The sequence below is a fragment of the Cytobacillus firmus genome (assembly GCF_023657595.1).
GTDB classification, from domain to species: domain Bacteria; phylum Bacillota; class Bacilli; order Bacillales; family Cytobacillaceae; genus Cytobacillus; species Cytobacillus firmus_B.
The window spans coordinates 4732528-4744678 of record NZ_CP098323.1; the positions used below are offsets into that span (position 1 = coordinate 4732528).

The window sequence follows — 12151 nt, forward strand, 5'->3', positions numbered from 1 at the left end:
TTCAGCAAAAATAGTTGGTGAAGGCTTTAGGGTATTAGAGGAAAACACTATAGTAATAATGAAAAATGTCCAGAAAAAAAGAGCCAATTCGGCTCCTTAGTCCAATTCTTTTATGATCAGCGTAATTGCCTCCAGCAGATCGGCATCTGACCAGCTTGCCATGCTTTTTTTACTGGCAGCCGCCAGTGCATGGGATGCAGGTATGTGCACAAACCCCGCTGGTATTTCAGTGTTTGTCGATTTTAGCAGGTGAAGCACGGAATACATAACGTTATTGCATAGATAAGTTCCCGCTGTGTTTGAGATTGCTGCAGGATATCCTGCTTCCTTAAGTCTATTTACCATCCGCCGGATCGGCAGGGTGGAAAAATAGCCATCGGGACCACTTTCCTCTATCAGCTTGTCTTCAGGTGCGACTCCGCTATTATCCGGCTCGCCGTCCTGGCAATTGATTGCGATTCTCTCAGGAGTGATGGCTGTCCGCCCGGCAGCCAGCCCGAGAGAAATCACTGCATCCGGCTTCTTCCCGGCCACTTCCTCTACTATTTTCTTTGGTGCACGATTAAAATCAACCGGCAGAAGATGTCCTATAATCTCATAGTTTCCAACCGTTTTGCCATCTAATGCATTCACAATCTTTTCGGTAGGATTGATCGGAAAATCAAGAAAAGGTTCAAAACCGGTTAACAGCAGCTTCTTCATGTCTTCTCCCCCTGTATAACACTTCGTTTATCGAAATATTATACAGGATAATGGCAGAATTGTCGAAATAATGTTTATTCGAAAAAAAACAGGGTGGTACCTGTCAAAAGAAAAGCGGAAGCGCCTCCCACGAACGAACGCAGACTAAGAACGCCACGTCCTCCCAAATGCTGCCGCTTTCGGTCGTGCGATGTTAAGCTGACGAAGCTTTTGTCCTGGGGGCCTCACCTCGAGGGGGTAGGCGCTCCTCCTAAAAGCTAATGCTTTTAGTCCTGCGATGTTTATGCTCCCGAAGCGTCCATTGTGGAGCTAGACATCACCAAAAAAGAGCCTGCCATTTTGGCAGACTCCCTATTATTATGCGTCTGTTGATTCAGTTGCAGTGTCTTCTTCAACTTGGTCGTCAGTTTGACCTTCGTCTTCAGAAGTTCCAGCTGGGTCTTCTTCTGTATCAGCAGATTCGTCTTCGTCCGTATTTCCGGCATTTTCATCTGCAGATTCTTCAGAGGACTTGTCCTCAGAAGGAGCAGCCTCATCATTTTCTTCAGTTGCACCGCTGTTTTCTTCAGCATCTGCTTTGTCAGCTGTGTCAAGCTCCTGTAAAGAGCTTAGCGGCTTATTGAAGAAATCAAGCGGATTGACCGGTGTTCCGTCTTTGCGGATTTCAAAGTGTACATGTACGCCTGCTTCTTCATTAAACAAGCTTTCGCCTGCCTTTGCAAGGACATCACCTTGTTCTACCTGGTCGCCAACCTCAACATTCATCTCTGTAACAGATTGATATTGTGTTACAATTCCTTTGTCATGCTCCACTTCAATGACATTACCCAACAGTGAATCTTCTTCTACCTTGGTAACTTTTCCGCTTAATGCAGCAAGGACATCAAATGTTTCCCCATCCTTAGTGGCAATATCAATACCTGTGTTCGGATGGTATGTGTTATTGTAAAATACTAGAGCAGCTTCCTGTTCTTCAGCCTTGCCGTCATAGTCATAGAATTGTTTTTGAATGACAGCAGAGTCTGGGTCTTTGACAGGCATTACGAAGTTTTCCATTGCACGGTTAACTTCCAATGCTGGCTCGTCGTACTTTTTGCCGGTAATATCAGTGGCTTCGTAATCGTAGCTGTCAGTGTCTGTAGCGTTGTCGCTAGTCTGGTACCAAAGAACACCGGTTAGAATGATTGCTGCACTTGCAATGTAGATTGCTGGGAATGCCCACCGCTTTTTCATAAAGCGTTTAAAGCTGGAATCTTGAGAAGATCGTTTCTTTTCTTCCTCTCTCATTTATCATCACCTCAGCAATCAGTCTGAACAGATTGAGAGGATTATATACATTTCTCAAAAAAAATTTTTTGGGCTTATTTTTCGACAAACGTTTTTGGATTATGCATGATCTGAGAAAATATTTTTAAAGGAGTTACTGAAGAATGGTTAAGTGGATAATACGGGTGCTGCCTTTCCTGTATATGGCGCTAATATGGATCCTGTCCAGCATGCCGGCTGATGCTGTGGTGGAGCTGCCGGATTTGGCAGTAGACCGGTTTATAAAAGAATCTATGCATCTGATTGAGTTTGGTATTTTATATGTTCTTCTGGTTCTGGCAGCGTTGACTGCCGTTAAGCTGACGCCGGGAGTGAATATTCTTTTGGTTTTTTTTGCGTGCTTCTACGGGGTTCTCGATGAGATCCATCAGTCATTTGTACCGTACAGGTCTGCTACTGTGATTGACGCTGTTAAGGATATTACAGGTGTGGCGGTGTGCTGGTATTTTATCAGCAGGGCTCTTTTTTATGGGCGGTTTGATAGGCTTGGTAAGCTACTTGGTTTCTTTAAAAGGGCAAAATAAAAGAGCTGATTCTCTATGAACCAGCTCTTTCGTTTATTTTTTAGCCGTTACTTTCGTCAGCAGTTGGTCAGAAGCTGCAATTTCCACTCCTTTATAATAGTGGGCAACGATTTCTTTGTAGTTCTTTCCTTCAGCTGCCATGCCGTTTGCGCCGTATTGGCTCATGCCGACTCCATGGCCGTAGCCCTGAGTGTTTATAATGATATTGTCACCTTTGCGTTCCCAGGTAAAGTCTGTTGATTTCAGGCCCAGTTTCTCTCTGATGTCTTTTCCGCTGACTACTTTCCCGTTAATATCCACTTTTGAAACCCGCTGGCCGGCTGTTCGCTCAGTCACTGTGCCGATGGTGCTGTCATTTGGAAGCTTCACACCCAATTTCCTTTCAAAATCCTGTACAGAAAATACCTCTCTGCCGTTAAACTTCGGCGACTGCAGGTCCCATTTGCTTTCTACACTCTTTAAATAAGGAACGGAATTTGGCCAGATGGCTTCGGAATTTTCGGTAAAGCCGTTACTTGTTGAAAAGAAGGAAGCTGTTATCGGCGAGCCGTCAAAGGTGAGGATCTGGCCCCTTGTTGAGTTTACGGCATCTTTAACCTTTTGAATTTTCCATTTGTAATCTGATCCCCAAATTTGCTTAAGTTCACTCTCACTTTTATAAACCTGGTGGGTTACGGTATCATACACTAATGCCCCTTCAGGAAGTTCCACGCTATCTTTGTTCATCATTTGTTTCACGATAAAGGTTCTTGCCGCTAATGCCTGCGCCTTTAAAGCTTCTTCTTCAAACTCGGCCGGCATTTCCGATGCTACCACTCCGACAATATAATCTTCAAGCGGTACCGTCTCCAGCTTTTTCTGTGCAAGGCGGTAGACTCCTACCTCTATGGCTGGCCCCTGAGGAATTTCTGCCGCCGTCTCTTTCTTGGCATCAGTCTTAAGCTCCTCACCAAGCTTCCCGCTGACATTTCCTTCTGTAAAAGGAATCACAAGCAGGGAGGGAACGATGAGTGTGACGGCAAACAACAGTGCGGCTAGTACGATGAAAGGTTTGAATTTTGTCATGTTTTAAGCCTCCATAGCAAATAAATAATTCGAACTCAATTCATGTTTATGGCTATGGACAAGCTAATATGACAATAGATTAATATTTGCTTCGGAAGTTGGGGGAAGGTGCAGAATAGGGGTAAATTTGCTGGTTTATTACTTAAAGATTTATTTTTTCCTCTTTAAAGCAGTAGATTTCCAGCTATTTTTTAACAGTGAATCCCTATGTTTTTTCTTTTTGTGTGCGGATAGGGACAATTTATGTGCGGATAAGTTTTTTTATGTGCGGTTAGACCTGATTTATGTGCAGATAAAATTATTTAAGTGCACAATCCAAATTGATTAAGCGCTCCAACGAAAAATAGCATAGCAAAAACCGCAGAATCGATTTGTCAGTCTTCTGACAGCTCGATTCTGCGGTTTCAGTTTGAAATGCGCGCAAGGCGACTATTTTGACGACTCTTAAAGGCCGCCTTGATTGGCATTATTTAGGCGTTCATGTCAGAAACAAGGCCATTATTAACAGATGTTTCTTCCACTTCTGTCACACGTTCGATATCTGCTCCCAATCCGGCAAGCTTTTCGTGGAAGTCCACGTATCCGCGGTCAAGATGCTTCAGCTCTGTTACGCGTGTTACGCCTTCTGCCACCAATCCAGTAAGGATCAAGGCTGCAGCTGCACGAAGGTCTGTCGCAGCTACTTCTGCGCCCTGCAGATTGCTTGGTCCGTTCATGATCACAGAACGGCCTTCAATTTTAACATCGGCGTTCATGCGGCGGAATTCCTCCACATGCATGAAACGGTTTTCGAATACAGTTTCCGTAATCACACTTGTACCCTGAGCGTGAAGCAAGAGGGCCATCATTTGTGATTGCATGTCTGTCGGGAATCCAGGATGAGGCATTGTTTTAATATCAACGGCCTTCAACTTGTCTGGACCCATAACACGGATGCCTTCAGCTTCTTCAATGAAGGTAACACCCATTTCTTCCATCTTGGCGATTAATGAAGCAGAATGCTCAAGTACAGCACCTTTTACAAGAACGTCTCCGCCTGTAATGGCAGCTGCTACCATGAAAGTTCCTGCTTCAATGCGGTCAGGGATGATGTTGTGCTCTGCACCAAACAGTACGTCCACACCTTCAATGCGGATCGTGCCCGTTCCTGCTCCCTTAACCTTGGCTCCCATTTTATTAAGGAAGTTAGCCAGGTCCACAATTTCAGGTTCCTTTGCTACGTTTTCCAAAACCGTTGTGCCTTTAGCTAATGTTGCAGCCATCATAATGTTTTCCGTAGCACCAACGCTAGGGAAATCGAGATATATTTTTGCTCCGTGCAAGCGGCCTTCAGGTGCTTCCGCTTCAATAAAGCCATTACCAACCTTTACTTTTGCACCCATCGCTTCAAAGCCTTTTAAATGCTGATCGATTGGGCGGGAACCGATTGCGCAGCCCCCTGGCAATGCCACACGGGCACGGCCATTTCTTGCTAATAAAGATCCCATGACTAAAACTGAAGCACGCATTTTGCGTACATATTCAAATGGTGCTTCTACCTTCAACTCTCGAGATGCATTTACTGTTACTGTATTATTTTCAAACTCCACTTCGGCGTTTAAATAGCGTAATACTTCATTAATAGTATATACATCGGAGAGTGTTGGGACATCACGAATTACGCTTTTGCCATCACTTGCTAACAGTGTTGCGGCGATAACCGGTAAAACAGCGTTTTTTGCTCCTTCAACTTTGACAGTACCGCTTAACCTATTTCCGCCGCGGACGATGATTTTATCCAAAGTGTATTCCCCTCCGCGTCCAATTTCTCTATATTAATATTCAATCGTTATGATGGGTGTGCCAATAACAATGTTTGTCTTGGCGCCCATTCCATTTGTCCGTAATCCAAGCTGCATGTTCATTTCATTGCCATTTGTCTCAATGAATTCACCAAAAAGCGGCGAATTTGCTGATGCTGAAATAAATTGGTCTTCTTTTAATGCTTCTATTTCTGTCGCATTAAAAGCGTCCAGTAGCTGACTTGCAGTATCAGGCAAAGACTTATTAATCTTATCATTGAATTCGCCTTGGATACAAGAGAAAATTGTGGCATTTCCTCGAAAAATGTCAGAAATCCTACTATTTAGTTCTGCAGCCAGTTTGCTCTGTTCTTGTTTCCACCCCTGACCTTTGGCCTCATAAATCACATACGTCTGAACTTGACCATTTGTGGGGGTTGATAAAATTTTTACTGCTTCTGACTGAGCATCTGTCTGCTTAATAATAGCTTTTGCTTCCCATGATTTTTCTGTTTTTTGAAAGCTCCATTCCCAATCAGGATATTGAGACTGCAGTTCATTAGTGAATGCTTTTACTTCCTGAAGGTTTTGGTTTTCCATTTTTTCTCTCGCATGCAAAGTCCAATCTTTGATTAAAATATTCTCGCCCTGTAAAACCGAGGCCATCGTTAACAGGTCAAGCTCCCCTTTGGCTACAGTCGTCTTATTCCCAATGTTTATCATCATGAAACCAATAATGGCAATAATAGATAATGTAATGAATAATTTTTTCATCTGTAAACTCCTCCCCTTAGTACCATTGTTACCAAGGACAGAGTGAGCATACTTGGGAATTGTCGTCACTTTTTGACAAACTGAAAAGGCTGCAAAATCACTGTTATTTCCGATGCTTTTTTTGCTTTTTTATGCATACTTTGAAAACCATTTCACAAGATAGTATGTATGCAGGAAAACAAGCAACAAAAAGATTTTACTCAATAATTGTCAAATTGAAAACATGTATGAAGACCTATATTTATAAAAAATATGGCTATCATATACATCACTTAAAGAAAGGTGATGTTCTGCAGTATAAGCGGAAGCTGCTGGGACCATAAAAGATAGTCGAGAAAGAAGTTGCTGACGGAAGATCCAATTACAATTGAAAGCAGAACATACAATACACGTGCCTGAAAAACATGATTCGCCCGCAAAAGGGTTTCAAACCGCAATGCCTGAAGCGCCCACCAGGCCAGCGCAATAAACACCAAATGAGACATAATGCTGATGAGTGCCTGCTGCCCAAATCCTGATATCATCTTCTTCCCTCCTTTAATTCATTGCCACTTCGCTTACCTGCTTTTTGCGCTACAATACCATTTGACGTTTATACTATCAGGTAAGTTTCATGACTGGATATTTTTTGAAAATTAAGTTTCTTTCTTTTTCGCAGTTTATTAAGTCCATTATATCGAATTGTCGAATAAACCCGAAGTCTAAACCAAGGCAAACAAAAAAGAAGGGGAGATTTCCCCCTCCTATTTATACCCCTTTTGTCCCCTTTTTCGTAACAGCTTTTTAAAACCCCCATTTTAAAAAGCTTTTTACCTTAAAAATCCTGTCCGTTGATTTCCACTGCGGCCACTTGCTTTCTGCGGGGAGGAACGGCAGCCTCCCCGGCTTCGCCTGGGTGGTCTCCCGCTCCCTCTCCTCCCGCAGGACATTGAATATGCTTCCACGAATAAGCACCGCACGAAGAAGATGCGTTAGCATTTTTCGAGGATCAAGTGGCCTCCGTTCCAATCAACTCAGTGGAAGAACTTATGTTTGTTTAGATTAAACACGCTTATTGAAAGAAATCAGTAAACTGATTGAAATTGCTCTGCAGGAAATCAAATGCGATATTTGGTGCAATTCCGAACAAGATGGTGGCTGCCAGGCTGATACCGATAACAGCTGTTAAAGCCGCTGGAATCTTAACTTTTCCTGTATCAGCATCAGCTGCAGGCCTGAAGAACATTTGCACCATGACACCGAAATAGTAGAAGTATGAAACGACTGTTGTGGCAATCATAATTGATACCAGTACATAATGACCTTCATTCGGCACTAATGCACCCATAAAAATATTCAGTTTGCCAATAAACCCGGCTGTCCCCGGAATACCTGCAAGTGACAGCAGGAAGATAGCCATTGCGATGGCCAGGAACGGTGTGCGGCGGTAAAGCCCGGCAAATTGGCTGATATCTTCTGAACCCGATTTATGTGTCACATGCTGGATAATCGCGAAAGCGCCTAGGTTCATGAATAAGTAAGCACCGAGGTAAAACCAGAGCGTATCAAACATGAATAGTGACATGCTCGCAATCACAACCAGCAGGTAACCGGCCTGAGCGATGCTGGAATAGGCAAACAAACGCTTGATATTCCGCTGCCTTAGCGCAATCAAGTTCCCAATAATCATCGTGGCTCCTGCCAGGAAGGCAATGTAATCCTGAAGAGCCAGGATCATCGGAAGCCCCTGTACATCACCGGATGGCGCATTCGCAAAAATTGAAAACAGAATGCGGATAACAATGATGAATCCGGCTGTTTTGGAAACTACGCTTAAAAAGGCTGTTACAGGTGTAGGTGCACCCTGGTACACATCCGGCGCCCACATATGGAATGGCGCTGTAGCCAATTTAAAAGAAAGTCCCACCACGATCATAAAGAATGCAAGGCCTAACAGGTAAATATGCTGTTCATTATAGATGGATGTCAAAAATCCGGACATTTCCTTTAAGTTCGTAGTTCCAGTTAAACCGTATACATAACTCATTCCGAACAAAGTGATCGCTGTGGCAATACTGCCGTTGATCACATATTTCATGGCCGATTCGTTTGAATGCAGACTTCTTTTTCTCATGCCTGCCAAAATGTAGGACGAAATGGAAAGAAGCTCAAGCCCTACAAACAGGGTGATTAAATCTCCGCTTGAAGACATGATCATTGTCCCAAGCAATGCAGCCATGAACAGATAGAAAAATTCCCCCCTGAATTCTTCCAATCCTTCATTCGGCTCATAGCCAATGGCAATCAGCAGTACCATCGCAGATCCGATTAAGAGCAGCAGCTTAAAAGCTTTTGCAAAGGAATCAAGCCTGAACGTATCAAATAAAATGGATTCCGGACTATGCCCGATAAGGCCCAGTAAGGAAACAAGAGCCGCGAGTATTCCGGCAAAGCCGACCCAGCCAAGAATTTTTCGGCTTTGGGATTTCGGCATAAACAAATCCATTAATGAAAGAGCGGTCGCAACACCAAGGATGATGAACTCCGGCGTCATTATGCCCCATTCATAAGATAATAATGTTTCGAGATCCATCCTTCATCACCCTCCTATCCCAAGCATGATCGTTTCAAGTGTTGAGGTCAGCGGTTCGCTCAGCACACTTGGATAAACACCAATCAGGACAATTAAGCCGACTAAGACCAGGACAGGCACGAACTCAAACTTTTTCATATCCGTTATGCCGGCAAAGTCCCGATGCGCTTTGCCATATGTGATACCCAGTACCGCGCGAAGCAGGTAAACAGCTGTCATAATGATTCCGATTGTACCGACTGCAGCGAGAATCGGCATTTCTTTAAACAGGCCAAGGAAGGCCATAAATTCACTCACAAACCCTGACATGCCAGGAAGGCCAAGGGAGGCCATGGCCCCAGCAAGAAGGAAGCCTGCCGTAATCGGCATCCCTTTTGCCAAACCACCGAGATTTTGAATATTGGAGGTTTGAAACCGTTCATAAAAGACACCCACAAGGAAGAATAATAGTGCTGCGATTAAACCGTGAGAAACCACCTGGAAAATCGCCCCCTGTATTCCTGCCTCATTTAATGCTCCTAATCCGATTAAAACGATTCCCATGTGGGAAATAGAAGAGTAGGCTAGCACCATTTTAAAATCGGTCTGAACAAACGCCAGGAACGCTCCATACAGTAAATTCACGACTCCAAGGACAGCCAGCCATACAGCAAGGCTTTGGAATTGCTCAGGAAATATTCCCATTCCGAAGCGGATTAAACCGAATGCCCCTATTTTCAAAAGCACTCCGGCATGCAGCATGACGATTGATGGCGGAGCTTGTACGTGGACCCGCACCATCCAGCTGTGCAGCGGGAAAATTGGGAGCTTCACACCAAATGCAATTAAAAGCGCAATCAGCATGCCCATTTTCATATTTTCAGAGATTGGCGCAACAAGCTGCGGATTATCCGCGTTCATTGCGGCCATCAAAGCATCAATATTGGCTGTGCCAGTACGGGCAAACAGTACCATAATGACAATCAGCAGAACAGCAGATCCAAGCCCGTTATAGATCAGGAAGCTGTATGCAGCATTTTCTTTTTCATAGTAACCCCATTTCCCAATCAGGAAGAAGGTCGGAATTAATGTGATTTCAAAGAAAATAAAGAAAAGAATCAGGTTTTCAGCGGCAAATACACCCAGCATGCCGACTTCAAGCAGCAAAAACAGCATGAAGTAGCCCTTCCATTCTTTTTTAATATGAATAGAAGCAATCGCTGCAAGTGTAGAAAGTACAGCTGTCAGGACAATCATGATAAGTGAGAATCCATCCAGCCCCAATTCATAATCAATGGAAAAAAGATTTCCAAGCTGGCCGGAATCGCCAAACTGAATCCAGCTTACTTTTTCATTCAGCTGTTCCAGACCAGCACCTGCCCGGTATTGAAAATAGGCAATCAGCGCCAATATCAGCGCAGGAAGCGTGGCCAGGAAGCCAACTGTCTTGATCAATGATTCCTGCGTTCTCGGCAGGAAAGATAACACTAAAATACCAAGCAGCGGGGAGAAAACTAAAATGGATAGAAAATAAGCTAAGTTCATTTTAAGTACCCCCCTGTAAACGCATAGATGACAACTAAAATAGCCAGGCCGACAAACGCCACTGTTCCATACGTCTGAATCTGGCCATTATGGAATTTAGAACCAAGTTTTCCGAGAGCAGATATGATTCCAGTTACACTCTTTACAAGGCCTTCAACCAGGAATACTTCCAGGAAGCGCAGGAATGAGCTGATGAATTTCGCCCCATTCACTACGGTCAGCGAATAGAATTCATCGATATAGTATTTATTGTACAGAACGTTGTATGAAAGCGGCATTCTGCTTGTCAGCCAATCGCGTGAAAGTGAGCGTTTGCCGTACATTAGCCAGGCAAGGAAAATTCCAAGCAGGGATACTGCAGTTGCAACAATCATAATCCAGGCAGGCCCTTCAATATGGCCATGGCCAAGGGCATGGTTATCTTCTACCAGCCAATCACCTAGAAATGTTCCAAACCATGGTGTATTCACATATCCAGCTACTATAGCCAGAACCCCAAGCACTACCATTGGCAATGTCATAACACTTGGCGATTCATGAACATTTTTCATTTCACTTCTTGCTTCACCAGTGAAAACCATAAAGAACAGGCGGAACATATAAAATGCCGTAAAGAATGCGGCAATTACCGCAAGCCAGAACAGCACCGTGTTCCCGTGTGCCCAGGCAGCGATTAATATTTCATCTTTACTGAAGAACCCTGAAAATAATGGCACACCGCTGATCGCCAGTGTTCCGATCAGGAACAGAGGGCCGGTTACGCGCAGCTTTTTCCACAGACCGCCCATATGTTCAATGTTCTGTGTATGAACGGCATGGATGACACTTCCTGCTGCAAGGAACAGCAAAGCCTTGAAAAAGGCGTGCGTCATTAAGTGGAACACGCCGGCTACATATCCGGCAGAACCCAGTGCCAGCATCATATAGCCGAGCTGGCTGACGGTTGAATAAGCGAGTACCCGCTTTATATCCTTCTGAACCAGACCGATGCTTGCTGCAAAGATGGCTGTGAAGGCCCCAATGACAGCAACGGTCATCAGTGCTGTTTCGCTTGCTGCAAACAGCGGGAATAGCGCCGCCACTAAATACACACCTGCCGCTACCATTGTCGCTGCATGGATTAATGCGGAGACTGGCGTCGGCCCTTCCATTGCGTCAGGAAGCCATGTGTGCAGCGGGAACTGGCCCGATTTTCCGACAGCCCCTACAAAAATAAGAATCGCTGTTAATGTAATCATTGTGCCTGAAATGGCACCCGCGTCAACTGCTGCAAAAATCTCATCATACTCAAAGCTGCCAGCCTGCCAGAATAATAGAATCATTCCGATCAAAAGGCCGACATCTCCAATACGCGTCATGATAAATGCCTTTTTGGCCGCAGCCTTTGCTTCCTCTTTGTAAAAATAGAAACCGATCAGCAGGAAGGAACCAAGTCCGACAAGCTCCCAGAAGAAATACGTCTGAAGCAGATTAGGCGAGATGACAAGGCCCAGCATGGCAAATGTAAATAACCCTAAATAGGCATAGAAAACAGGAAAACGGTCATCCCCCTGCATATAGCCTTTCGAATACGTATGTACCAGGAAACTGACAAGTGAAACAATCACCAGCATCAGTGCATTTAACTGATTAACTTCAAAACCCGCTGTTAACTGAACATCCCCTATAGTCAGCCAAACGCCTTCTGCTTTATAAGTTGGTGCCGAAAACCGGTCAAATAGCACCAATAAGGAATAGACAAGCGATGCCAGGGTAAACAGAATCCCAATATAAGCACTCGCTTCTTTTAGCCGTTTGCCGAATAAAATAAGGAACAAAAACGATAAAAGCGGGAAAAGCGGTATGATCCATGCATTCTCCATCATTATCACAATCCCCTTTTT

10 protein-coding genes are annotated in these 12151 nt (G+C 44.2%); 1 reads left to right on the forward strand and 9 read right to left on the reverse strand.

The genetic code is table 11. From position 1 onward, the window contains the following. Window positions 1-96 precede the first annotated feature (96 nt). Both NAF01_RS23665 and NAF01_RS23670 read right to left on the reverse strand, forming a co-directional pair. Complete coding sequence (locus NAF01_RS23665) at window positions 97-702, reverse strand: pyroglutamyl-peptidase I (protein ID WP_250801358.1); 606 nt, start codon at window positions 700-702, stop codon at window positions 97-99. A gap of 357 nt (window positions 703-1059) precedes the next feature. Then, window positions 1060-1989 carry a stage II sporulation protein SpoIIQ gene (locus NAF01_RS23670; protein WP_163142345.1) on the reverse strand — a complete coding sequence of 310 codons (930 nt, stop codon included), beginning with the start codon at window positions 1987-1989 and terminating at the stop codon, window positions 1060-1062. A 143-nt stretch (window positions 1990-2132) separates the two neighbouring features. On the opposite strand from NAF01_RS23670, the gene NAF01_RS23675 reads away from it, so the two are divergent. Then, the gene (locus NAF01_RS23675; protein WP_250801360.1) at window positions 2133-2552 is read left to right on the forward strand and encodes a VanZ family protein; all 420 of its coding nucleotides are present in this window, start codon (window positions 2133-2135) and stop codon (window positions 2550-2552) included. 33 nt (window positions 2553-2585) lie between these two features. Here NAF01_RS23675 and spoIID read toward each other — a convergent pair whose 3' ends face one another. The 7 genes from spoIID to nuoL form a co-directional block, all read right to left on the reverse strand. After that, window positions 2586-3617, reverse strand: coding sequence for a stage II sporulation protein D (gene spoIID, locus NAF01_RS23680; protein WP_250801361.1), 1032 nt, complete (start codon window positions 3615-3617; stop codon window positions 2586-2588). A 470-nt stretch (window positions 3618-4087) separates the two neighbouring features. Beyond that, window positions 4088-5398, reverse strand: a complete 1311-nt coding sequence (murA, locus tag NAF01_RS23685; protein ID WP_048007958.1) for a UDP-N-acetylglucosamine 1-carboxyvinyltransferase — start codon at window positions 5396-5398, stop codon at window positions 4088-4090. Window positions 5399-5431: 33 nt separating this feature from the next. Then, window positions 5432-6172 carry a YwmB family TATA-box binding protein gene (locus NAF01_RS23690; protein ID WP_197246503.1) on the reverse strand — a complete coding sequence of 247 codons (741 nt, stop codon included), beginning with the start codon at window positions 6170-6172 and terminating at the stop codon, window positions 5432-5434. A gap of 272 nt (window positions 6173-6444) precedes the next feature. Further along, entirely contained in the window at window positions 6445-6696 is a 252-nt protein-coding gene (locus NAF01_RS23695) for a DUF1146 family protein (RefSeq protein WP_035327878.1), read from the reverse strand. Between the two features lie 527 nt (window positions 6697-7223). Beyond that, the gene (nuoN, locus tag NAF01_RS23700; RefSeq protein ID WP_250801363.1) at window positions 7224-8744 is read right to left on the reverse strand and encodes an NADH-quinone oxidoreductase subunit NuoN; all 1521 of its coding nucleotides are present in this window, start codon (window positions 8742-8744) and stop codon (window positions 7224-7226) included. Between the two features lie 6 nt (window positions 8745-8750). Beyond that, window positions 8751-10268: an NADH-quinone oxidoreductase subunit M gene (locus NAF01_RS23705; RefSeq protein WP_197246497.1), complete on the reverse strand. Its 1518-nt coding sequence runs from the start codon at window positions 10266-10268 to the stop codon at window positions 8751-8753. After that, window positions 10265-12133 (reverse strand): NADH-quinone oxidoreductase subunit L, encoded by a 1869-nt coding sequence (nuoL, locus tag NAF01_RS23710; RefSeq protein WP_227888412.1) that lies wholly within the window; start codon window positions 12131-12133, stop codon window positions 10265-10267. Before nuoL ends, NAF01_RS23705 begins: the two co-directional genes overlap by 4 nt. Between the last annotated feature and the right edge of the window lie 18 nt (window positions 12134-12151).